This is a genomic window from Acrocarpospora pleiomorpha, assembly GCF_009687885.1.
GTDB lineage: Bacteria > Actinomycetota > Actinomycetes > Streptosporangiales > Streptosporangiaceae > Acrocarpospora > Acrocarpospora pleiomorpha.
The window spans coordinates 22,530-44,207 of record NZ_BLAF01000019.1 but is presented as its reverse complement, the minus strand read 5'-3'; the positions used below and the strand labels follow the sequence as shown (position 1 = coordinate 44,207).

Genomic DNA, 21,678 nt, shown 5'->3' with positions numbered 1-21,678 from the left:
CTCTCATTCCTCCGCAATCGCGATGGCCAGGACGCGATTGAGCTCGATCTGTTCACCGCTCAGCTCGGCGACGGCGCGCCCGCCGCGCAGGACGACGACGCGGTCGCAGACGTCGGCCAGTTCCTCCACCTCACTGGAGACGAAGACCACCGCTCGCCCGTCGTCCGTCAGCCGGCGCATCTGGTCATAGATCTGGCGTTTGGCCTCCACGTCGACGCCGCGGGTGGGTTCGTCGAGCAGCAGCACGTCGCTTCCCGCGTGCAGCCACCGGGCCAGGACGGCCTTCTGCTGGTTGCCTCCGCTGAGGGTGCCGATCGGCGTGCCGGGCCGCGCCGTCTTGATCGCGAGGCGGTCGATGAGGGCCCGGGCGGCGCGGCGCAGGGCGCCGCGATCCAGCACGCCGTACCGGCTCACCTGCCGCAGGTCGCTCATGACGATGTTCTCGTCGACCCCCATCAGGGGCACGATGCCGTCCCGCCGCCGGTTCTCCGGCGTGATGCCCAGCCCGCGGCGAAGCATGGCGGCGAATGCTCCCAGTGGGACGGCCTGGCCGCGCAGGCGTATCTCACCGGCCTCCGGATGGTCGAGGCCGGCCAGCGCGTGCAGTGTCTCGGTACGGCCGGAGCCGAGCACCCCGGCGATACCGAGGATCTCGCCGGGGCGGATGTCGATGTCGAGGCCGTTCAGCTTGCCGGTGCGCAGGCCGCGCGCGGACAACACCGGCGCTGGGGCGCCGCTCCCGCACGGCCACGGCCTCCGGCGCCGTGCCGAGCATCATCGTCACGATCCCTTCGGTGGAGGCCGAGCCCACGGGCAGGGTCTGGACGATCCTGCCGTCCCTGACGACCGTGGCGGTGTCGGCCACCTGCCTGATCTCGTCCATCCGGTGGCTGACGTAGACGACCGCGACGCCCTGCTCCGCCACGTGCCGTACGACGCCGATCACCTGCCGGACCTCGTCGGCGGCGAGGGAGCTCGTCGGCTCGTCGAGGATGAGCAGCGCGGGCCGCTGGGCGATGGCGCGGGCGATCTCCACCAGCTGCTGGCCGGCGGCGCCCAGGGAGCCGACCGGGCTGTCGACGCCGATGTCGACGCCGATGCGCGCCATCGCCGCCTTCGCGTCGGCGCGCATGCGGCGCAGGTCCAGCGCGCCGCGAGTGCGGGGCCAGGTCCCAAGGAACAGGTTTTCCGCGACGCTCATCTCGGGGACGAGGCTGAGCTCCTGGTAGACGGTCGCGACCCCCAGGGCGGCGACGTCCCTGGTGCCGAGCCCCTCGATCGAGGTGCCCCCGATGAGTGCCTCCCCGGAGTCGAGTCGCTCGGCTCCGGAGAGGATCTTGATCAGGGTGGATTTGCCGGCGCCGTTCTTGCCCAGCAGCGCGCGGACCTCACCGCGTCGTACCGAGAAGTCGACGCCGTCGAGTGCGGTGACACCGGGATAGCGTTTGGTGCCGGAGCGCACCTCTGCGGCGACGTCGGCGTTCGACATGGGGAGCCTTCCTGGGGGTCTGTCGTGACGGGTTCTCCGTGCTGGGGCTTACGGGATTCCGTCGCTGTGCTCGGCCAGCCACTTCTCGTTCGTGGCCTTGTCGTCGGCCGTGTAGAGGATGGGCTCCACCGGGATGACGAACGCGTCGTTCTTGGCGCCCTCGGACGCCTTGCGTGCCGCCTGGTAGGCCAGGTTACCCACGGTCTGGGCGGGGACGTCGATCTCCGCCTTGAGGATGCTGCCGTCGACGAGGGCCTTGGCGATGTCGACGGTCATGTCACTGCCGAAGACGACCGTCTTGCCGATCCGGTCGCGCGTGGTGACGGCCTTGACACCGGCCAGCGTCCCGCCGCCCGCCACCGCGTAGAACGCGTCCAGCTCCGGGTTGGCGGTGATGATGTTCTCCGCGACCGGGGTGGCCTTGTCGACGATCGCGCCCTCCTGGTCGGCGACGTACTCGGCGCCCGGCACGGACGCGGCCAGGCCGTCCTTGAAGCCGCGCTTGCGCTCCTTGCAGACCTCCACGAAGTCGCAGTTCAGGACCGCGATCTTCGGCTTGTCGATCTTCTGCGCGGTGAAGTACGCGCCCGCCTGCTCACCCAGCTTCTTCCCGAAGACGTACGGGTCGGAGAGGACGTAGCCCCACACGTACTTCTTGGCGTCCTCGTCGTTGATGCACGTGTTGTAGCAGACGACCGGGATCCCGGCCTTGGACGCCGCCGCGATCGCCGGCGTGGACGCGGTGGCGGACACCGCCGAGGTGATGATGGCGTCCACGCGCGAGGCGACCAGCGTCGACATGAACGACGACTCCTTGGCCGCGTCGCCCTGCGCGTTGTTGCCCAGCAGCTTGAGCTGCGAGTCGGCGGCGGCGGCCGTCTCGATGCCCTTCTTGACGCCGGCGTAGAAGCCCTGCGAGTCCAGATAGATCACGCCGACGCGCAACTGCTTCTTCGCGTCCGAGGCGTCAACGGAGTCGGAGTCGGTGGCCTGGCCGCACGCGGCGAGTAGCGCGCCGGCGGCCAGGAAGGTGACGCACCGCTTCACCTTGAGTCGAACTGATGCCACGAATGGCCTCCCATGAGTCTGTCCCCGATCGGAGACGGGCGCCCTGCGCCACGTCCAGATGATGCGGTCGGCGTAACGTGGCTGTCAATAAATTGTCATATAAAAATACTTATCGTAGAGTGCCGGTGTGAGTATCCACCCCGGACAACCTTCGGGTTCCTGCGCGGTGGTGACCGGTGCCGCGTCCGGCATCGGCGCCGCCACCGCCCGGCTGCTGGGCGCGACCGGCATGCCCGTCCTCGTCTGCGACGTCTCCCCGGCCGGGGAGGAGATCGCCGCGGCTGTCGCCGAGGCGGGCGGCACGGCACAATTCCTGGCCATGGACGTCAGCGACGAGAGCGCGTGGAACGAACTGCGTCGCGTCGCCCACCGGGAGTACGGTCCGGTCCGGCATCTGGTCAGCAACGCCTACGTCGTGGACGCGCGGCCCGTGCACGAGCTGAGCCTGGCGTCCTGGAACCGCCAGCTGGAAGTGAACCTGACAGCCGCCTACCTGGCCTTTCGCACGCTACACGAGGATCTGAGGGCGACGTCGGGGGCGGTGGTCCTGGTCTCGTCGGTGCATGCCCTGATCGGCCTGGCCGGCCATCCGGCGTACGCGGCGGCCAAGGCCGCGCTGGTGGGCCTCGGCCGCCAGCTGGCCGTGGACTACGGCCCGGAGGTGCGCGTCAACACCGTGCTCCCCGGGCCGATCATGTCCCCGGCCTGGGACCGCGTGCCGGACGAGGACCGGCGCCTGAGCGTCGAGGCCACCGTCGCCAAGCGGTTCGGCGAGCCCGGCGAGGTGGCGGCGGCCATCCGCTTCCTGCTTTCCGATGAAGCGTCCTTTATCACCGCCACCACCCTCGTCGTCGACGGTGGCTGGAGCGCAACGAAGAAGTCCGCCTGAGGGGATTACCGGGAGAGCATGAGCACCTACAAAGGACGCGGCATCCACGGCCAGGTCGTCGAGATCATCGGCCGGCGCCTCGTCACCGGGGAGTTTCCGGAGAACGGCCGCATCGACCTGGTGGAGCTGGAAGCCGAGCTGCAGGTGTCCCGCACCGTCGTGCGTGAGGCGCTCAAGGTGCTGGCCAGCAAGGGGCTGGTCGACTCCCGCCAGAAGCGGGGCACGGTGGTGCGCCCGCGCGGCGAGTGGAACCTGCTCGACCCCGACGTCATCAGCTGGGAGTTCGAGAACCGGGGCAGCCAGATGCTCAGCCAGCTGGCCGAGGTGCGGCAGATGTTCGAACCGGCCGCGGCCGCCCTGGCCGCCGTCCGCCGCGGCGAGGCCGACCTCGCCGAGCTCGAGGGCGCCCTCCAGGACATGAGCGCGGCCCGGACTCCGGCCGAGGCGGCCTCCGCCGACCTGCGCTTCCACCGGGCCGTGCTGGCGGCGACGGGCAACGAGCTGCTGGTCCGCATGGAGGTCGTCGTGGAGTCGGTGCTCGCGGAACGGGACCGCATCGTCCACGACGTGGTGACCGCCGACGACCCGGTGCCGAGCCACCGCGCCCTGCTCGACGCCATCAGGGCGGGCGACGAGCAGGCCGCCAGATCCTGTGCGCTCGCGCTCCTCGACAAGGCCATGGCCGATGTCGACCGCGCCGCGCTCATTCGGGGAGACCGGTGAAGATAACGCGCGTCGAAACCTTTCTGGTCCCGCCGCGATGGCTGTTCTGCCGCGTCGAGACCGACGAGGGGCTTCTCGGCTGGGGCGAGCCGGTCATCGAGGGTCGCGCCCAATCGGTCCGGGCGGCCGTCCACGAGCTCGCCGAAGTGCTCATCGGCGCGGACCCGTTGCGCATCGAGGACCACTGGCAGGTCATGACCAAGGGCGGCTTCTACCGCGGCGGGCCCGTGCTCGCCAGCGCCGTCGCCGGCCTCGACCAGGCCCTGTGGGACATCGCCGGCAAGGCGCGCGGCGTCCCCGTGCACGAGCTGCTCGGCGGTCCCGTACGCGAGTACGTGCGCGCGTACGCCTGGATCGGCGGCGACGAACCGGAGCAGCTCCGGGAGGAGGCGCAGCGCCAGGTCGAGGCCGGGTTCTCCGCGGTGAAGATGAACGCCAGCGGCCGCATGTCACCGATAGCCGGCCCGGGTGAGCTGGACGCGGTCGTGGCCCGGGTCGCGGCCGCGCGCGAGGCGCTCGGTCCCGGCCGTGACGTCGCCGTCGACTTCCACGGCCGGGTGTCCTACCCCAACGCGCGGCGGCTGCTCACGCTGCTCGAACCGCTCGCCCCCATGTTCGTCGAGGAACCCGTGGTCCCCGAGTCCATGGCCCAGGTGCGCAGCCTCGTCGAGGCATCCAACATCCCGATCGCTCTGGGTGAACGCCTCTACTCGCGGTGGGACTTCCTGCCCGCCATGCAGGCGGGCGTCGCGGTGGCCCAGCCCGACCTCTCCCACGCCGGCGGCATCTCGGAGGTCCGTCGCATCGCCGCCCAGGCGGAGGTGTTCGGCGCCCTGCTGGCGCCGCACTGCCCGCTGGGGCCCATCTCCCTGGCCGCCAGCCTCCAGGTGGCGTTCGCCACGCCCAACTTCCTCATCCAGGAACAGAGCATCGGCATCCACTACAACGACGGCAACGAACTGCTGGACTACCTCGTCGACCCCGCGGTCTTCTCCTTCACCGACGGTCGCCTCGCCCGGCCGGTGGGCGCCGGTCTGGGCATCGTGGTCGACGAGGCCCGGGTGCGCGAGGCCGACCGGCGGGGCCACAACTGGCGCTCCCCGATCTGGCGCTATCCCGACGACTCCTTCGCAGAATGGTGACCGCTGTGGAACTGCTCGATCTTCTCCGGTCGCGACGGCTGCTGGCCATCGTCCGAGGAAGCGACCCGAAGGCGGCGCTGAGCGCCATCGACGTGCTCGCGGAGGAGGGCGTGACCCTGATGGAGGTCTCGCTCAGCGGCGCCGACGCCCTGACGGTCCTCCGGAAGGCCGCCGCCGGGCTGGCAGGCTCCGGCGTGCACCTCGGCGCCGGTACGGTCCTGACCGCGCGGGACGCCGTCGCGGCCAGGGACGCGGGTGCGGCGTTCATCGTCACCCCCGGGCTGGGAGACGGTGTGACCGAAGCGATCCGCCTCGGCCTGCCCGTGCTCGCCGGGGCGCTCACCCCCACCGAGGTCATGGCCGCGGTCAGGCAGGGCGCCGACGCCGTGAAGCTCTTTCCGGCCTCCGCCGGAGGCGCCCCCTACCTGCGCGCGCTGCGCGATCCCTTCCCCGCCGTGCCGTTCGTGCCCGTCGGCGGGGTCGGCCTCGACAGCGTCCAGGGATACCTGGAGGCCGGTGCCATCGCCGTCGGCCTCGGCTCGCCCCTGCTCGGCGACGCCGCGAACGGCGGCAGCCTGAGCGAGTTGCGCCGTCGCGCCGCAGCCGCGCTGGACCTGGTCGGCCCGCGGTGAGAGCCGAGGTCCTGACCATCGGCGAGGCGATGGCCGCCGTCCGCTGCGCCGGCCCGCTCCGCCTCGGCGGCGCTTCCCGGATCTCCGTCGCCGGCGCTGAGTTCAACGTCGCCATCGCCCTGGCCCGGCTCGGACACGCGGCGCGCTGGGCCGGGGCGGTGGGAGAGGACGAACCGGGCGAACTGGTCCGGCGCACCCTCCGGGCCGAAGGCGTCCTGACCGACGCCGTCATCCGGCGTACGGACGCGCCGACCGGCCTTCTGCTGCGCGACGTGGCGCCCGGAGGCCGCGCGCGGGTGAGCTACTACCGTACGGGTTCGGCCGCCTCGGCCCTCTCCTGGGAGGACATCCGGCCCGCCGCCGATCACGGTTTCGCGGGCCTGCACCTGACCGGCATCACCCCGGCCCTGGGACCGGCGCCGCTGGCGGCCGTCACCGTGGCCGCAGACCAGGCCCGCAATCGCGGATCCTGGGTCAGCCTCGACGTCAACCACCGCTCGCTGCTCTGGACCCGGGACGCGGCCGCGCGGGCGCTGCGCCCGCTGCTGCCGCAGGTCACCGTGCTGATCGCCTCCGACGACGAACTGGCCATAGTGGCGGACGGCGACGGCGAACGGGATCGGGTGGAGGCCCTCCTGGACGCCGGTGTCGAAGAGGTCGTGATCAAACGCGGCGCCGCGGGCGCGAGCTACCGCGACGCGCGGACGTCGCTGGACGCCCCCGCTCTCGCGGTGCCCGTCGTCGACGTCGTCGGCGCGGGCGACGCGTTCACCGCCGGATATCTGTCCGGACGCCTCGACGGGCTCGACGCGCACGGCCGGCTCGAACGGGCGACCCTGCTGGGCGCGGCCTGCGTGGCCTGCGACGGAGATTGGGAAGGCCTGCCCACCCGCGACGAACTACCCGCCCTCCGCCTGCGGGCCGGGGATACCCTGCGATGACTGTGACGCGACCCGTCATGCTGGTCGAAGCGGGCCTCGAACTCGGTGAAGGCCCCCGATGGCTCGGCGACCGGTTCGTCATCGTCGACATCCTCGACGGGGTGTTGTACGAGGTCCCCGGCGGACCCGGCGAACCGCTGCGGCCGCTGCTGCGCACCTCCGGCGAACCGCTGGGCGCGGTGGCTCCCATCGAAGGCCGCCCAGGGCACTGGCTCGCGGCCGTCGGCGACGGCATCGCCGTCCTGGACGGGGACGGGGCGGCCGACTGGCTGGCCCGCCCCGAGGCCGGCAAGAACGGGCGCTGCCGCATGAACGACGGTGCGGTCGACCCCAGCGGCCGGTTCTGGGCGGGCAGCATGGCCTATGACGGCACGCCCGGCGCCGGGAGTCTGTACCGGGTCGACGTCGACGGCACGGTCGTCGCCGCCCTGACCGGCCTGACCATCCCCAACGGACCCGCGTTCTCCCCGGACGGCGCCACGCTCTATCTGGCCGACAGCGCGAGGAGCGTCATCAACGCCTACCCGCTGGACATCGACACGGGCGCACTCGGCGCCCCCGAACCGCTCATCCAGCTGGACGACGGAAGCCCGGACGGGATGACGGTGGACGACGAGGGCTTCGTGTGGACAGCTGTCTGGGGCGGCTCCCGAGTACTCCGCGTCAGCCCGGACGGCACCATCGAGCGCACGATTCACCTGCCATGCCGCCAGCCGTCGTCCGTGGCGATCGGCGGACCGCACGGCACCCAACTGCTGGTGACATCCGCACGGCACGGCCTCGACACCCCTACGCCCGCCGACGGAGCGATCTGGACCTGCGACGCCGAGGTGACCGCCCCGCCCACACGTACGGCAGTCCTGCGACGAGAACCGCAGCTGCCGCAGAAGTAGCCCAAACCCTACGGCGGGCCCCAGCGGCGGACGCCACCTCACCCTCCACCGGCCGGTTGGGCCGACTGGTGGAACCGGAGGAGGTCTTCCGCCACTACGTCATCGACCGGCACGCCCTGCCCGTCTTCCGCTACGCCTCCGAACCCGCCAACCCCGGCCCCGAGCCCGGCGCCGACGAGTTGGCCGCCCAGCGCGCCTGCGATCACGGTCGCCTCCACTGGCCGCCCGGCCCGCTACTGCGGGACCGCCTGCGCCAGGCCGCCCAGGCCGCCCACCGCGCCCGCCGCCGGGCCACTATTTTCCGCAGGTGGTTACCGGGGCGGGTGCGCGGTCGGTCAGGACTGCTGTGTCCTGCCGCTAGGGCAGCGGGGTGACCCGGGAGTTCTGGAAGGTGCTTTGCAGCCACCGGCCGTCGCGCTTGACATAGACGTTGATGTTCCGCGTGAGCGAATCCTCGCGGCACTCCGTCTCCGCCACTGGCACAAAGCAGGTCTTCCGGACGATGACGGCGATATCGCGCTCGACCCAGTGGACGGGTTGTTCGTCGAGGACGCGAATCCGCGACTTCTCGATGTACTTGTCGAAGTAGTACTGCATGGCCTTCGCGATACCCTCCCTGCCGCTGAGGTGGTCCCCGTTGAAGGTGACCACGTCCGAGTCCTTGTGGAACGTCGCGGCGAACGCCGCCCCGTCCTCGTTGAACCAGGCCGCGTGCTGCTGGGCAAGGTTCTTGTCGATAGCGGCCTTGTCGGCATCGCGACGCTTGGTCTCAGCGGGCACATCGGTGGCGGTTGGTATGGACTGCTGAGCGGCTGCCGAAGCCGCCGCCGGCGATACCGCCAGAGCGGTGACCGCGATGCCCAGTGCGAGCAGATGCTTCATCTGACTCCTCCAGAGAATAGGTAGCCTATCTACGTGTAGGCAGTCTACCTATTGATTCCCCTGCCGCGGCGCGGCGGTGCGAATTGCCACGAAACTGTCAGTCCCGATTCGCCATCAGCTGTCAGCGCGCTGGTCATACCGCTCGTCATCGATCGCTCTGATCGCCGGGCGGCCTCTGCGGGAGTTGACCGATCGGGGCCTGATTCACACGGTGCCCGGCCGCGCCTGTTTCACTGGCCCCGCCGAGGCTGGGCATCCCCGTCCGCTCTATCAGCGGATCGCCGCGGAACTGGCCGGGCAGATCTTTTCAGGGGAGATCCAGATCAATCACCCGATCCCCGTACGCGAGGACCTGAGGGTGCGGCACGGCGTCTGTGATCACACCCTTCGCGAGGCCGTCGAGCTGCTGGAATCCCTTGGCTGGGTGATCTGTGTTCCCTACCGGCGTCCCGTGGCCGCGCCGCCCACCTGCTGGCCGGTGTCCCTGGACGGATCGGCCGTGCCGTGATCGGGTATGACGCTCACCAGAGGGATGACCTGGACAGCCTGAGTTGCCGCCTGTTGCCGGGACTGGGAACTGTCGTCGCAGCCGACCGCCACGAGGGCGGCCAGTGCGGTGATCGCCCACAGGGTGGTCGCCGCTTTGGTCGCTGTCCTGGTCATGTACGCTCCGCTATCCGCAACAGGACGGATACACCAGCAAATTTGCGTACATGCCAGCTCCCGCGAAGCAGGACGACATACTTTAGGGCGGATTTTCGGCGTCGTACTCGCCGGGCGGGCTGCCGCGCGGCAGCAGGTGTTTGGCCACCCGGGCGGTCGGCGTGCGGGGGAGCGCGTCCACCGCCTGCCAGAAGCGGGGCACCTTGAATGCGGCCAGTCGTTCGCGTGCCCACGCGTGGAGGTTGGCGAAGTCGAGTTCCCCGTTCGCGGGGACGATGAACGCTTTCACTTCTTCTTCGGACAGTTCCGACGGGACGCCGATGACCGCGCATTCGAGTACGTCCGGGTGGGCCGTCAGGACCTCCTCGATTTCCAGGGGGGACAGGTTCTCGCCGCGGCGGCGTAGGACCTCCTTGCGCCGGGATACGAACGTGTACACGCCGTCGTCGTTGACGGTCACCAGGTCGCCGGTGCGCAGCCAGCCGTCCTTGGTGATGACCTTGGCGGTTTCTTCGGGCATCTCCCAGTAACCCGGTGTCACCGCGGGGTTGCGGAGCAGTAGTTCGCCGTCGTCTAGGCGGGCGTGGTTGATCGTGCCGAGCGTGGGGTGCTGGCGGACCGTGCCGAGCGTGCCGTACGGGCGGGAGCCGCGTGGCCAGATGAGGCCGTAGGGGGACTCCGACAGGGCGTAGCCGACGACGATGCGCAGGCCGAAGCGGGTTTCGATCTCCAGCTGGCGGTCCTTGGCGGGGGCCGGGCCGGTGTAGCAGAGCCGGAGTGGGGTGTCGGCGTCGGCGGGGAGTTCGGGGCGGCGCATGAGGATCTCCAGCATGGCGCCGATCGCGTTGAACTCGGTCGCGCCATGGCGGCGGGCGGCGTCCAGGAAGCCGCTGGCCGAGAAGCGTTCCAGCAACACCAGCCCCGCCCCGCAGGCCAAAGAGCCGAGCACCGAGTAGGCGGGGGCGTTGATGTGGAACAGCGGCAGCGAGGTCATCAGGCGGTCCTCGCGGGTCAGGCCCATCCAGAACGGGAAGCCCTCGCCCGCCAGCGCGTACGCCCGATGGGTCTGCATCACCAGCTTGGAACGCCCGGTCGTCCCCGAGGTCGGGATCAGCGTGGCCAGGTCGTCCGGCCGGACGTCGACGCTGAGCTCCGCGCTGGTGCCGGTCAGGTCGCCGATGTCCAGCCGGGGCACGCCAAGCTCCCAGGGGCCGTCCGTGACGAGCGCCCGGGGGCGGGTCTGCGCGGCGATGCCCGCCAGCTCCGCCGTACTGCTCGCCGGGTTGACGAACACGGCGATCGCGCCCATCGACGTCAGCGCCAGCCAGCACAGCAGGTACGGCGGGGTGTTGCGCCCGGTGACCAGGACGAGATCGCCGCGCCCGATCCCGGCGGCGCGCAGCGCGGCGGCGGTGCCGGCCACCTGGCCCGCCGCCGCCTCGAAGGTGAGGGTCCCGGCGTCGGTGCGCAGCCAGACGCCGCCCGGGTCGCGGTCCGCCGCTGCCCACAGCAACCCGGGAATCGTGCCTACGCCGACCGCCGGATGTCCTCGATGATCGAATCGACCAGCACCGTCTGCACGGTGTGATCCAGCACGCCGTTCTCCCGCAGCTCCACCACGGCCGGAACCGGGTCAGGATCGGCGAACAGCTGCGGATCGCTGTAGTCGACCGGCCGCCCGGTCGGGTCGATCGTCCACCACGACGCCTCCAGCGCGATCCCGTTCGGGTCGCTGAAGTAGATCGACCGCAGGAAACCATGATCGATCACGTCGGTGACCTCGCAGTCATGCGCCTTCAGCCGATCGCGCATGCGCTCCAGCGCCGCCTCGTCCGGCAGGTACAGCGACAGGTGATCGAACTGCGAGGCCTTCTCGTACGGCACGCCGGCGGGCTTCGCGTAGGTGTCGAGATCTTTCCCGGTGAACTCGAAGAAGGCGATCGTGTTGCCCGGCGCCACCTCGAAGAAATAGTGCCGGAAGTCGGGGGTGGCCAGCGTGGTCACCAGTCGCGCGTCCAGAACCCCGTGCCAGAACCGCACGGTGGCGTCCATGTCCGGAGTGACCAGGGCGAGATGGTGCACGCCACGCCAATGCATGGTGTCGGGTGTCGCAGCCATGCTTCGACGCTACGCCGCCGCACACGATCTGGGGAGACGCAACCGGTAGAAATTTCAATCAAATCCGCGTCAGTTGGGTATGGGACCCTCCTCGGTGAGCGCCTCCAGCATCTCGGTGAGGTGGGCGACCTGGGTTTCGAGGCCGCGGACGCGCGCCTCCAGCTCGACGAGCGTGGGGGTCTGAAACGCGTTGCCGATCTGCCTGCTCATCGACCCTCCGGCGGTGCATATCGTAAGCACGCGGGGCAGCGTGCGCGGGATTCCCTATACCCCAAATATCCGCCTTCGCACCTCAAAGCGAAAGGTCAGGCGGTTGCGGGTTACGCTGGCTTCATGGTTGATCTCCCGTCGCGTGAATGGCGCGTCGCACCGTCGATCATCGTGCTCAAGGTCATCGGCGCCGCCCTGCTCGCCGCCCTGGCCCTCACCGCCGACGGTCGCGGCCTCTTCCTGGCCGGAATCGCCGCCCTCGGCGTCGCCGGCCTCGCCGTCCGCGACCTCCTGGCCCGGGTGCGCCTGGCCGCCGACACCCACGGCGTCACCGTCGTCACCGGCTTCTCCGGCCGCCACCACATCCCCTGGCCCCAGATCGAACGCATCCGCGTCGACTCCCGCGCCCGGTACGGCACCCGCATGCAACTCCTCGAACTCGACACCGGCGACAACATCCACCTGTTCAGCAAGTTCGACCTGGGCGAACCGGTCGTCCCCGTCGCCGAGGTCCTGATGCGCATGCGCCCCTGACTCAGCTCAGCCGGCGGCGTCGCGGAGTAGCGTGAATGCCCGGTCGGCGTCCGCGACGGCCTCCGGATACACGTCGTCGGCGGTTTGCCCGGCCACGATTCTTTGCCAGTTGGTCCGGGCGAGCACCCGTTCGACGGCGATCACTTGTGCCGCCTGGATTCGTGCCGTGATGTCACCGCCGAGGACGGCGGCCAGGGCCTCCTCGTTGTCGAGCATGTACTGGGTGACCCGTGCGGCCAGACTCGGTGTGGTGAACACCAGGCGGTGGAAAGCCAGAACCACGGGATGGTCGTTGAGGCCTGTGACGGGGTCGCGGCGGTCGAGGCCGGCCCGGAAGTCCCGGTGCAGTGCGGTCAGCGGTGAGATTCCGGGCTGGCGGTCGCGCGCCACCCGTGCGGCCTCACCTTGGTGATCGGCGATCCGGTGCAGGACCAGATCCTCTTTCGCGGGGAAATACCGGAAGAGGGTCGGCTTGGAAACCTCGGCGGCCGCGGCGATGTCGGCGACCGAGACCGGGTCGAAGCCGTGGGCGAGAAACAGCGAGATCGCCGCGTCGGCGATGGTGTCGCGGGTCCGCGCCTTCTTGCGGGCCCGCAGTCCAGTCGGTTCAACCACATGAACAGGGTAACATAAGTTACCGGGTTGCGTTTTTAACCGAGTAACGGTTTGATGCTCGCTATGACGGATGTTCTTGTGGTGGGCGCCGGGCCGACCGGCCTCACGCTCGCGTGCGACCTGGCCCGGCGTGGCGTCGCGGTCCGCATCGTCGATCGAGTGCCCGAGTTCCCTCACGGTTCGCGCGGCAAGGGGTTGAGCCAACGCAGCCTGGAGGTGTTCGACGACCTCGGCGTGGTCGACCGGCTGCTGGCGTTCGGGGGTACGCACCTGCCCCATCGCAAGTATCGAGGCGCGGAAGTCGTCGCCGAGATCGACCCGGAGGCCGACCGGGTGGCGACGCCGGACATCCCCTACCCGACCGGTCTGATGATCCCGCAGTGGCGGGTGGAGCGGACGCTGCGCGAGCGGCTCGCCGATCTCGGCGTCGCTGTCGAACTCGGCGCCGAGTTGCGTGCGATCAGCCAGGACGCCGACGGCGTGACCGCGACTGTGGGAGAAACGCGGATCCGGGCGCGGTACCTGGTCGGCTGCGACGGTGGCCGCAGCACCGTACGCAAGGCGATCGGCCTGCGTTTGCACGGCGAGACGCCGGACGTCCAGCTCATGGCGGTCGGTGACGTCGAGGTCGAGGGACTCGGCCGCGACGCCTGGCACCAGTGGCTCACCGGCGACGGCGGGATCATGCTCTGCCCGCTGCCCGGCACCGACGCCTTCCAGGTCCAGGCTTCGCACGAGCTTGGCCCGGACGGAATACCGCTGGAGCCGACGCTGGAAACCTTCCAGCGGACTTTCGACCGCATCGCCGGAATCCCCGGTGTGCGCCTGCACAATCTGACCTGGCGCTCGAGCTACCGCGTCAACGTCCGGATGGTCGACCGGCTCCGCGTGGACCGGGTGTTCCTCGCCGGAGACGCCGCGCACGTGCATCCCATCGCCGGTGGCCTCGGCATGAACAGCGGCATCCAGGACGCCTACAACCTCGGCTGGAAACTCGGCCTCGTGCTGGCCGGCAAAGCCAAGCCGGGCCTGCTCGACACCTACGACGAGGAACGGCTACCGACCGCGAGCTGGCTGCTCAACATCACCTCGGAGCTGCTCGACGCGGTCCTCGCCGCGATCAAGGAGTCCGGCGGCGGCATGGACGCCGTAGCTTCGCAAGAACTCACCCAACTCCAGCTCGGATACCGATGGAGCCGGCTGTCCCGCAACGCCGCGAGCCGACCCAACGGACCACAAGCAGGCGACCGGGCACCAGACGCCCCCTTCTCCGGCACGCCGAAACGCCTGTTCGACCTCTTCCGCGGACCCCATTTCACCCTGCTCGGCCTCGGCGAACGCTCCACCGCCGCACTCAACGACCTCAAGACCGACATCGTCAAGCCCTACCTGATCGGGCCAGGCGGCCTCATCGACGACGCTGGGCACGCGGCACACGCATACGGCCAAGACGCCCAGATCCTCGTACGCCCGGACGGATATGTCGGCCTGATCGCCGACGCGGGCGACACATCAGCGGTCGCCGACTACCTCCGCTCCCTGTAAAGCGGTCACGTTAGGAGGCCCTCGGCGGGAAGGTTCGCGCCGAGGGCCGGGTCCGGTCAGGCGGTTGTGCAGGTGGTGCCGTTGAGGGTGAAGGTGAGCGGGTTGGCGTTGGTGCCGGAGTAGCTCGCCTGGAAGCCGAAGGAGGCGGTGCCGCCGTTGGCGTTCAGGGTGCGATTGTGGTCGACGTTACGGGCGGTGACCTGCTGGCCGGACTGGGTGACGGTGGCGTTCCAGGCGTTGGAGATCTGCTGGTTGCCGGGGAAGGTCCAACCCAGGGTCCAGCCGGTGATGGTGGTGGTGGATCTGTTGGTGATGGTGACTTCCGCGGTGAAGCCGGTGTTCCAGGAATTGGGGCGATATGCGACCGTGCACCCGGTGGTCGGCGAAGGAGAAGGAGACGGGCTGGGACTTGGCGACGGCGACGGCGACGGCGAAGGTGAGGGGGAGGGGGAGGGCGAAGGTGACGGCGAGGGTGACGGGGATGGGGAGGGAGATGGGGAAGGCGAAGGGGAGGGGCCGCCGTAGGTCAGGCCGTAGCCCTGGGGGAAGAGTGGGGTTTTGCCGTCGCCCGCGTTGATCGGTTGCTGGCTGGCGGAGTTCATCCACGTCATGGGGAGTTTGCCCGTCGGGGCGTAGTCGCCGAACAGGACGTCCGCCACCCCGCGGCCTTCGGTGCCGGGAAGCCAGGCCGCGACCAGCGCCCGCCAGTTCGCGATCTGCGCGGCGATGTCCATCGGCCGTCCCGAGACCAGCACCACGATCACCGGGACGCCGGAGGCCTGGAGGCGTTGCAACGTCGTCAGGTCGGTGCTGTCCAGGCCCATCGCGCCGGTCCTGTCGCCGTTGCCCTCCGCGTACGGAGTCTCGCCGACGACGGCGATGGCCGCCCGGAAGGTCGAGTCGATGCCCGTCCCGGTCTGGTTGTACGTCACCTGGGTCCCGGATCCGACCGCGTCGCGAATGCCCTGCAAGATCGTGGTCCCCGGCGTCGTGTTCCCCGAGGAGCCCTGCCAGGAGATCGTCCAGCCGCCGCTCTGGTTGCCGATGTTGTCGGCGCTCTTCCCGGCGACGAAGATCTTCCCGCCGGTCTTGGCCAGCGGCAGGACGTTGCCCTGATTTTTCAGCAGAACCTGGGACTTGCGCACCGCTTCCCGGCCCAGGGTCCGATGCGCCGCGTTGCCGACGGTGCCGGTGAGGCTGCGGTCGGTCAGGGGACGCTCGAAAAGGCCGTACTCGAACTTCTTGGTGAGGATGCGGCGGTTGGCGTCGTCGATCCGGGACATGGGGATCCGGCCCGCCGTGACCTCCTGCTTGAGCAGCGTGATGAAGCGGCGGTAATCGGTCGGGACCATCACCATGTCGATGCCCGCGTTGATCGCCGTGGTGACCTCGGAGGCCGTGAAGCCGACCCCGCCCTCGATCTGGTCGATGCCCGCCCAGTCCGAGACGATGAACCCGGTGAAGCCCAGCTCGCCCTTGAGCACGTCGGTGAGCAGGTAACGGTGGCCGTGCAGCTTCGTGCCGTTCCAGCTGCTGTAGGACACCATCACCGAGCCGACCCCGTGCTGCACGGCGGCCTGGAACGGCGGCAGGTGGATCGCGCGGAGCTCGGCCTCGCTGATCTGGGTGTTGCCCTGGTCGTCGCCGCCGGTGGTGCCGCCGTCGCCGACGTAGTGCTTGGCGGTGGCCAGGATCCCCTTGCCCTGCAGGCCGGTGATGATCGAGGTCATCGGGCTGACGAGCGCGGGTTCCTCGCCGTAGGACTCGTACGTCCGGCCCCAGCGGTCGTCGCGCGCCACGCACAGGCAGGGAGCGAACGTCCAGTCGATCCCGGTTCCCGCCACTTCCTCGGCGGTCGCCTCACCGATGCGCCGCACCAAATCGGCGTCCCGGGTCGCGCCCAGGCCGATGTTGTGCGGGAAGATCGTCGCGCCGACCACGTTGTTGTGGCCGTGCACCGCGTCGATGCCGTAGATCATCGGAATGGCCAGCGGCGTGCCCAGGGCCTGCCGCTGGAAGTTGTCGTACATGTCCGCCCATGACGTGGCGTTGTTCGGCGTCGGAGCCGACCCGCCACCGGACAGGATCGAACCCAGTCGATATGTCGATATATCCGACACAGGGTTGATCGCGCCGCGGTCGGCCTGCGTCATCTGCCCGGCCTTGTCGTCCAGCGTCATCCTGGACAGCAGGTCGTTCACCCGGGTCGCCACGGGCAGGCTCGGGTCCTGGTACGGCAGCGCCGCCGCCGTCGCCACCCGGCTGGGCACGACGGTCAACGCCGAGCCCAGGAGCACGCTGACCAACGCCAGCCGTGCGAGGCGGAATGTCATGGATCCTCCCTAGATATCCCGAGGACCGTACGAACGCGGTAGTTAAGGGTCAATGAAGAGCGCGTTCCACTCGCGGTGACCTGCTGCTATCCCGGAAAGTTTCACGGCATGATCGGGGAATGCGCATCGTCGAGGTGGAGTCCACCGAGTTGTTCACCGAGGGCCCGCGGCAGATCGTGCGGATCACGCTGGCGGATGCCGTGCCCGGGGTGCCCGTGCGGGTGGCGGGAGCGGGGGTGGCGGGCGAAAGCCGTACCGGACAGGGGGAGACCGTCGAGGTGGCGGTCGGCGCCGAGCACCCGGTGGGGGCGCGGGTGCCGATCATGGTCACCGCCGGGGACGCGGAGGCGGCCGGGGAGCTGGTGGTCGCGGAGCCGGGGTGGACGGTGTGGATGGTGTCGCATTTCCACTATGACCCGGTGTGGTGGAACACCCAGGCGGCGTACACGGCGACCTGGGATCACGCGGGGGAGGCCGCGCAGGCCCACCGGTCGGGGTTCCAGCACGCCGGGTTCGAGCTGGTCAAGCTGCATCTGGCGACCGCGAGGCGCGAGCCCGACTACAAGTTCGTGCTGGCCGAGGTGGACTACCTCAAACCGTTCTGGGACGCGCATCCCGAACATCGGGCCTATCTGCGGCAGCTCGTCCAGGACGGCCGGGTCGAGATCATGGGGGGCACCTACAACGAGCCCAACACCAACCTGACCAGCGCCGAGTCCACGATACGGAACCTCGTGCACGGGGCCGGGTTTCAGCGGGACGTGCTCGGCGGGGATCCCAGGACGGCCTGGCAGCTGGACGCGTTCGGGCACGATCCGCAGTTTCCCGGGCTGGCCGCGGACGCCGGGCTGACGTCGAGCTCGTGGGCGCGCGGGCCTTTCCACCAGTGGGGGCCGATGCTCGGCGGCGGGGATCCGGCCAGGATGCAGTTCCCCGCCGAGTTCGAGTGGCTGTCGCCGTCCGGCCGCGGCGTGCTGACGCACTACATGCCCGGCCACTACAGCGCCGGCTGGTGGATGGACTCGGCCGCCTCCCTGGAGCTGGCGGAGGCCGAGGTCTACCGGCTGTTCCTGAAGCTCAGGACGGTCGCCGCCACCCGGAACGTGCTGCTGCCCGTCGGCACCGACTACACCCCGCCCAACCGCTGGATCATGGACATCCAGCGCGACTGGAACGCCCGCTACGTCTCCCCGCGCGTCGTCTGCGGTCTACCCCGCGAGTTCTTCGCCGCGGTACGGAACGAGCGCGATCACTTCACCCCGCAGACCCGCGACATGAACCCCATTTACACCGGCAAGGACGTGTCGTTCATCGACACCAAACAGGCGCAACGCCACGCCGAGGCCCAGCTCGTGGACGCCGAGAAGTTCGCCACCCTCGCCGCCGTGAGCGAGGGCGCCCCCTACCCGTACGCGGAACTCGACAAAGCCTGGCGCCAGCTGGTCTACGGCGCGCACCACGACGCGATCACCGGATCCGAGTCGGACCAGGTCTACCTGGACCTGCTCACCGGCTGGCGCGAGGCCCATGACCTGGGCCGGGACATCCTCGCCCGCTCCCTGACCGCGCTCAGCGCCGACCTGGACGGCGTCGTCGTCTGGAACCCGTCCTCCTGGCCGCGCACCGACCTGGTCCGCGCCCGCCTCACCCTGCCACCCGGCTGGCACGGCATCGCCGGAGACGTCCTGCTGGAGAACCCCGACTACCACGACGACGGCAGCCTGCGCGCCGTGGACGTCGTCTTCCTCGCCGAGGACGTGCCCAGCCTCGGCTACCGCACGTTCTCCTTCGCTCCGGGCTCCATCGCTCCGGGCTCCTTCAACGGCTGGACCGAACGGGAGGGAGACCGGATCGCCAATGCCACGCACACCATCGAGGCCGACCCCCGGCGCGGCGGCTGCGTCTCCAGCCTGCGCGTCGCCGGGCGCGAACTCCTGCGCCCCGGCCGCGTCGGCAACGAGCTCGTCGTGTACGACGAGTACCCGGCCCACCCCACCTTCCACGAAGGCCCCTGGCACCTGGTCCCCAAGGGCACCGCGACCGGCTCCGCCGACACCACCGCCGAGGTCACCGTGGCCGAGTGCGCGATCGGCCGCCGCCTCCTCGTCCGCGGCCGCGTCGGCCCCCTGACCTACCGGCAGGAGATCACCCTCTGGGACGGCCTGCCCCGCGTCGACCTGGTCACCCACGCCGACTTCGAGGGCTCCGACCAGCTGGTACGGCTACGCTGGCCGGTCCACGTCCCCGGCGCGCTCCCCGTCAGCGAGGTCGCGGGCGCCGTCGTCGGCCGGGGTTTCGCCCTCATCGACACCGACTCCGCCGAACATCCGTGGACCCTCGACAACCCCGCCAACCACTGGTTCGCCCTCTCCGCCACCTGCCGGATCGGCTCCCACGCCATCGGCGTCGCCGAGATCATCGCCGCCGCCGACACCCCCGCCGACCAGCTCCGCGCCCTCGCCACCGCCCTGGCCCGTCAGGGCGTCACCTCCACCTGCTCAACCGGCGCGGGCCCCCGCTACGGCAACCTCGCCGTCGACTCCAACCTCCCCGACGTACGCATCGCGATCGGCACCCCCGAGAGCAATCCCTTCATCGCCACCCTTCTCTCGTCCGCCCTTGCTGGGCGCCAGTGGATTCCCGCCGACGAGCCTCTCCAGAAGGTCTGGGTGCCCGGAGCCGACCTCTCGGACCCGCGCGCGCTCCCGGTCCTGGTCGTATCCGGGCCCGAGGACGTCGACGCCCTCATCGAGGACCTGGCGGACGCGGTTGTCGAGGTGCCGTCAGAAGAACCCGTCGACGATTACACCGTTGGCCTGATAAATCGGGGTATCCCCGGGTTCGCGGTGGATTCGGAAGGGGCGATGCATGTGTCGCTGGTGCGGTCCTGCACCGGCTGGCCGTCGGGGGTGTGGATCGACCCGCCGCGCCGTACCACTCCCGACGGGGCGAACTTCCAGTTGCAGCACTGGACCCACACCTTCGAATGCGCGCTCGTCGCCGCGCCCGGCGACTGGCGGGACGCCGGCCTGGTCCGGCACGGGCACGACGTCAACCACCCGCTGCTCCCGCTCGTCGCCGGTCCGGCGGGACCCGCCCGGTCGCGGTCGTTCCTGGCCACCGAACCCGGGGTCGTACTGGCCGCGATGAAGGCGACCGGCAACCCCATCGCCTCCGGGCGCACGCCGGACCGGGTCGCGGGCATCACCCTGCGGCTCTACGAAGCCCACGGGCGCGACACGTCCGCGCGGATCACCTCCGTGCTCGGCGGCTGGCAGCGGGCCGACCTGCTGGAGAACGTCACAGGCCCCGCCCCCGAGGTCCTGACCGGCATGGAGATCGTGACCCTCGTCGCCGGGGTGAACCCCACCGCGCCACCGCTGCCCGCGATCGAGCCCCACCAGCCGGTCTTCACCCGCTACTGGCTCGACAACACCGGTCCCGCCCCCACCGGAAACATGCCGATCGCCGTCCACCTGTCCGCCGCCGACCTCGACGGCCCTGGCGAGCTCTCCCTCTCCATCGCCTCCTCCCTCACCGAGGACACCGCCGAAGGCCTCGTGACCCTGCACGCCCCCAGTGGCTGGCTGGTCGAACCCGCGATCCGCCCGTACGTGCTGCCACCCGGCGGCCACGCCACCGTCCCCATCCGCTTCGCCCTGCCCCCGAGCGTCCGCGACGGCCTCTACTGGCTCCGCGCCCGCACATCCTTCGGCGACCAGGAGTACGAGGACGTCACCCGCGTCCACATCGGTGGCCGCCACCCCGTCGGCCTCGACGTCACGACAACCGGCTCCCTCTCCCTGAAATCCGGCGAGGAATCCGAAATCATCGTCCGCCTGAAGTCCGGCGCCCTCACTCCCGTCTCGGTACGAACCCAGCTGATCAGCCCATGGCCGACCTACGACATGTTCCCCACCTGGAACACCGGCGCCGTCGTCCCCGGCGAAGACGAGGCCGAAGTCCGCTTCCCCGTCATCGCCCGCCACCCCGGCCGCTGGTGGGCTCTGGTCAAGGTGGCCTGCGCCGGCTGGCTCCACTACACCGAGACCATCCAGGTAGAGGTACGCCCATGACCGCGAACACCCACGAAATGGACAGCGCCCAGGCGACCGCCGCCCTCGTCCGCCATCAAAGGATCACCATCCACGAGGTGAACACCCGCCTGGCCCTCCTCCGCACCGGCCCTCTGGCCGACCGCCTGCCCCATCCCGACAGCCCCGAAGGCAGGAACCTCCGCAGATGGCTGGTCCAACTGATGGCAGCCGAACTCATCGTCCACCAGGAGACGAACGCTTTTGCCCATGATCCCCCGACGCCGATCGACCTTGCCCAGAACGCGACTGCACCCATCGAGCAGGCCGCCGGTCGAGCCGCGGAGGCGCTTGCCGGTGTGGGTGGGCAGGAAGTAGCGGCCAGTGCCTGCGATCTGGGGCGAGCCGCCCGTCGAGACGAGGTGATCGGCCTGGACCTCGCGATGCGGACAGGGGGAGTGGCCGCGGCTGTGCTCGCGACTGTTGCGGGTCGTGCGCTCTTTGAACGGGTGATTGCCGGGGTCCATGTCGACGACGCCGAAATATCCAGCTATTACATGCGCAATCCGGATGAGTTCGCTGTGCCGGAGACGCGGTGGACGCGGGAGCTCGGTCCGATCCGGCGGGGTGAGCTGGCCGGGCCGATCGAGGACGCCGTCTTCGGGGTAGCCGGAGGAGATGCGGCCGAAGGGGACGTCGTCGGTCCCGCCGAAGGGGATGTCGTCGGGCCGGTCGATGGGCCTGGGGGGCCGTGGACGCTCACGATCGAGCGGATCGACGGGGGAGGACGCAAGCCGTACCAGATGGTGCGGGAAGGGATCGGGCGGGAGCTTGCGCTGGCGCGGCGGGAGCAGGTGTTCGGGCGGTGGCTGGAGGGCAGGATGGCCGCGTGGGTGCGGTTGTCGCCGGGGTTCGAGCATCCCGGCGATCCTCGGCAACCCGACGCCGTCCACCGGCACTAGGGTGA

General features: G+C 70.1%; 22 protein-coding genes. 12 read left to right on the top strand and 10 right to left on the bottom strand.

All coding sequences use genetic code 11. The features are described 5' to 3' along the window. Nucleotides 1–3: 3 nt before the first annotated feature. From Aple_RS54485 to Aple_RS18360, 3 genes are read right to left on the bottom strand one after another with little or no spacing between them, the layout of a single operon-like run. Entirely contained in the window at nucleotides 4–633 is a 630-nt protein-coding gene (locus Aple_RS54485) for an ATP-binding cassette domain-containing protein (protein WP_246264580.1), read from the bottom strand. Then, the gene (locus tag Aple_RS54480; RefSeq protein WP_246264578.1) at nucleotides 566–1,489 is read right to left on the bottom strand and encodes an ATP-binding cassette domain-containing protein; all 924 of its coding nucleotides are present in this window, start codon (nucleotides 1,487–1,489) and stop codon (nucleotides 566–568) included. The genes Aple_RS54485 and Aple_RS54480 overlap by 68 nt, the downstream gene beginning before the upstream one ends. Nucleotides 1,490–1,537: 48 nt before the next feature. Further along, nucleotides 1,538–2,557 (bottom strand): substrate-binding domain-containing protein, encoded by a 1,020-nt coding sequence (locus tag Aple_RS18360; RefSeq protein ID WP_218038392.1) that lies wholly within the window; start codon nucleotides 2,555–2,557, stop codon nucleotides 1,538–1,540. Between the two features lie 127 nt (nucleotides 2,558–2,684). Between Aple_RS18360 and Aple_RS18355 the strand changes: the two genes are divergently transcribed. From Aple_RS18355 to Aple_RS18325, 7 genes are all read left to right on the top strand, one after another. Further along, complete coding sequence (locus Aple_RS18355; protein WP_246264576.1) at nucleotides 2,685–3,446, top strand: SDR family NAD(P)-dependent oxidoreductase; 762 nt, start codon at nucleotides 2,685–2,687, stop codon at nucleotides 3,444–3,446. An 18-nt stretch (nucleotides 3,447–3,464) separates the two neighbouring features. Next, nucleotides 3,465–4,169: a FadR/GntR family transcriptional regulator gene (locus Aple_RS18350; RefSeq protein ID WP_155345842.1), complete on the top strand. Its 705-nt coding sequence runs from the start codon at nucleotides 3,465–3,467 to the stop codon at nucleotides 4,167–4,169. Then, nucleotides 4,166–5,311 (top strand): galactonate dehydratase, encoded by a 1,146-nt coding sequence (dgoD, locus tag Aple_RS18345; RefSeq protein WP_155345841.1) that lies wholly within the window; start codon nucleotides 4,166–4,168, stop codon nucleotides 5,309–5,311. Before Aple_RS18350 ends, dgoD begins: the two co-directional genes overlap by 4 nt. Further along, nucleotides 5,305–5,943, top strand: a complete 639-nt coding sequence (locus tag Aple_RS18340) for a bifunctional 4-hydroxy-2-oxoglutarate aldolase/2-dehydro-3-deoxy-phosphogluconate aldolase (protein ID WP_218038391.1) — start codon at nucleotides 5,305–5,307, stop codon at nucleotides 5,941–5,943. Before dgoD ends, Aple_RS18340 begins: the two co-directional genes overlap by 7 nt. Beyond that, nucleotides 5,940–6,884 (top strand): sugar kinase, encoded by a 945-nt coding sequence (locus Aple_RS18335; protein ID WP_218038390.1) that lies wholly within the window; start codon nucleotides 5,940–5,942, stop codon nucleotides 6,882–6,884. The genes Aple_RS18340 and Aple_RS18335 overlap by 4 nt, the downstream gene beginning before the upstream one ends. Beyond that, the gene (locus tag Aple_RS18330; RefSeq protein WP_155345840.1) at nucleotides 6,881–7,777 is read left to right on the top strand and encodes an SMP-30/gluconolactonase/LRE family protein; all 897 of its coding nucleotides are present in this window, start codon (nucleotides 6,881–6,883) and stop codon (nucleotides 7,775–7,777) included. The genes Aple_RS18335 and Aple_RS18330 overlap by 4 nt, the downstream gene beginning before the upstream one ends. A 68-nt stretch (nucleotides 7,778–7,845) precedes the next feature. Then, on the top strand, nucleotides 7,846–8,151 hold the full coding sequence (locus tag Aple_RS18325) for a hypothetical protein (protein WP_155345839.1): 306 nt from the start codon (nucleotides 7,846–7,848) through the stop codon (nucleotides 8,149–8,151). Here the strand turns inward: Aple_RS18325 and Aple_RS18320 are convergent. After that, on the bottom strand, nucleotides 8,135–8,659 hold the full coding sequence (locus tag Aple_RS18320; RefSeq protein ID WP_155345838.1) for an SgcJ/EcaC family oxidoreductase: 525 nt from the start codon (nucleotides 8,657–8,659) through the stop codon (nucleotides 8,135–8,137). The two genes, Aple_RS18325 and Aple_RS18320, sit on opposite strands and share 17 nt — an antisense overlap. Before the next feature lie 76 nt (nucleotides 8,660–8,735). On the opposite strand from Aple_RS18320, the gene Aple_RS56295 reads away from it, so the two are divergent. After that, complete coding sequence (locus tag Aple_RS56295) at nucleotides 8,736–9,167, top strand: GntR family transcriptional regulator (RefSeq protein WP_155345837.1); 432 nt, start codon at nucleotides 8,736–8,738, stop codon at nucleotides 9,165–9,167. On the opposite strand, the gene Aple_RS52100 is transcribed toward Aple_RS56295, so the two are convergent. The 4 genes from Aple_RS52100 to Aple_RS18300 form a co-directional block, all read right to left on the bottom strand. Beyond that, nucleotides 9,098–9,322, bottom strand: coding sequence for a hypothetical protein (locus Aple_RS52100; protein ID WP_170321540.1), 225 nt, complete (start codon nucleotides 9,320–9,322; stop codon nucleotides 9,098–9,100). The genes Aple_RS56295 and Aple_RS52100 overlap by 70 nt on opposite strands. Nucleotides 9,323–9,404: 82 nt before the next feature. Next, complete coding sequence (locus Aple_RS18310) at nucleotides 9,405–10,835, bottom strand: AMP-binding protein (RefSeq protein ID WP_155345836.1); 1,431 nt, start codon at nucleotides 10,833–10,835, stop codon at nucleotides 9,405–9,407. A gap of 14 nt (nucleotides 10,836–10,849) precedes the next feature. Next, nucleotides 10,850–11,440, bottom strand: coding sequence for a VOC family protein (locus Aple_RS18305; RefSeq protein WP_155345835.1), 591 nt, complete (start codon nucleotides 11,438–11,440; stop codon nucleotides 10,850–10,852). A 69-nt stretch (nucleotides 11,441–11,509) separates the two neighbouring features. After that, on the bottom strand, nucleotides 11,510–11,650 hold the full coding sequence (locus Aple_RS18300; protein WP_155345834.1) for a hypothetical protein: 141 nt from the start codon (nucleotides 11,648–11,650) through the stop codon (nucleotides 11,510–11,512). A 123-nt stretch (nucleotides 11,651–11,773) separates the two neighbouring features. Here Aple_RS18300 and Aple_RS18295 point away from each other — a divergent pair, with 123 nt between their 5' ends. Then, on the top strand, nucleotides 11,774–12,184 hold the full coding sequence (locus tag Aple_RS18295) for a PH domain-containing protein (RefSeq protein WP_155345833.1): 411 nt from the start codon (nucleotides 11,774–11,776) through the stop codon (nucleotides 12,182–12,184). A gap of 6 nt (nucleotides 12,185–12,190) precedes the next feature. On the opposite strand, the gene Aple_RS18290 is transcribed toward Aple_RS18295, so the two are convergent. Then, nucleotides 12,191–12,799, bottom strand: a complete 609-nt coding sequence (locus tag Aple_RS18290; protein ID WP_155345832.1) for a TetR/AcrR family transcriptional regulator — start codon at nucleotides 12,797–12,799, stop codon at nucleotides 12,191–12,193. Nucleotides 12,800–12,862: 63 nt separating this feature from the next. Between Aple_RS18290 and Aple_RS18285 the strand changes: the two genes are divergently transcribed. Continuing rightward, on the top strand, nucleotides 12,863–14,344 hold the full coding sequence (locus Aple_RS18285) for an FAD-dependent oxidoreductase (RefSeq protein ID WP_155345831.1): 1,482 nt from the start codon (nucleotides 12,863–12,865) through the stop codon (nucleotides 14,342–14,344). 56 nt (nucleotides 14,345–14,400) lie between these two features. On the opposite strand, the gene Aple_RS18280 is transcribed toward Aple_RS18285, so the two are convergent. Then, entirely contained in the window at nucleotides 14,401–16,677 is a 2,277-nt protein-coding gene (locus Aple_RS18280) for a glycoside hydrolase family 3 N-terminal domain-containing protein (RefSeq protein WP_155345830.1), read from the bottom strand. A gap of 119 nt (nucleotides 16,678–16,796) precedes the next feature. On the opposite strand from Aple_RS18280, the gene Aple_RS18275 reads away from it, so the two are divergent. Together Aple_RS18275 and Aple_RS52095 are read left to right on the top strand one after the other, a co-directional pair. Beyond that, nucleotides 16,797–20,753, top strand: coding sequence for a glycoside hydrolase family 38 N-terminal domain-containing protein (locus Aple_RS18275; RefSeq protein ID WP_155345829.1), 3,957 nt, complete (start codon nucleotides 16,797–16,799; stop codon nucleotides 20,751–20,753). Beyond that, the gene (locus Aple_RS52095; RefSeq protein ID WP_170321543.1) at nucleotides 20,750–21,673 is read left to right on the top strand and encodes a peptidylprolyl isomerase; all 924 of its coding nucleotides are present in this window, start codon (nucleotides 20,750–20,752) and stop codon (nucleotides 21,671–21,673) included. The genes Aple_RS18275 and Aple_RS52095 overlap by 4 nt, the downstream gene beginning before the upstream one ends. Nucleotides 21,674–21,678 lie beyond the last annotated feature (5 nt).

Bases quoted from the DNA above. Each gene is read 5' to 3' on its own strand.
- Aple_RS54480 (WP_246264578.1), bottom strand. From the start codon at position 1,489: ATGTCGAACGCCGACGTCGCCGCAGAGGTGCGCTCCGGCACCAAACGC.
- Aple_RS18350 (WP_155345842.1), top strand. From the start codon at position 3,465: ATGAGCACCTACAAAGGACGCGGCATCCACGGCCAGGTCGTCGAGATC.
- Aple_RS18340 (WP_218038391.1), top strand. From the start codon at position 5,305: ATGGTGACCGCTGTGGAACTGCTCGATCTTCTCCGGTCGCGACGGCTG.
- Aple_RS18330 (WP_155345840.1), top strand. From the start codon at position 6,881: ATGACTGTGACGCGACCCGTCATGCTGGTCGAAGCGGGCCTCGAACTC.
- Aple_RS18320 (WP_155345838.1), bottom strand. From the start codon at position 8,659: ATGAAGCATCTGCTCGCACTGGGCATCGCGGTCACCGCTCTGGCGGTA.
- Aple_RS52100 (WP_170321540.1), bottom strand. From the start codon at position 9,322: ATGACCAGGACAGCGACCAAAGCGGCGACCACCCTGTGGGCGATCACC.
- Aple_RS18305 (WP_155345835.1), bottom strand. From the start codon at position 11,440: ATGGCTGCGACACCCGACACCATGCATTGGCGTGGCGTGCACCATCTC.
- Aple_RS18300 (WP_155345834.1), bottom strand. From the start codon at position 11,650: ATGAGCAGGCAGATCGGCAACGCGTTTCAGACCCCCACGCTCGTCGAG.
- Aple_RS18295 (WP_155345833.1), top strand. From the start codon at position 11,774: ATGGTTGATCTCCCGTCGCGTGAATGGCGCGTCGCACCGTCGATCATC.
- Aple_RS18285 (WP_155345831.1), top strand. From the start codon at position 12,863: ATGACGGATGTTCTTGTGGTGGGCGCCGGGCCGACCGGCCTCACGCTC.
- Aple_RS18280 (WP_155345830.1), bottom strand. From the start codon at position 16,677: ATGACATTCCGCCTCGCACGGCTGGCGTTGGTCAGCGTGCTCCTGGGC.
- Aple_RS18275 (WP_155345829.1), top strand. From the start codon at position 16,797: ATGCGCATCGTCGAGGTGGAGTCCACCGAGTTGTTCACCGAGGGCCCG.
- Aple_RS52095 (WP_170321543.1), top strand. From the start codon at position 20,750: ATGACCGCGAACACCCACGAAATGGACAGCGCCCAGGCGACCGCCGCC.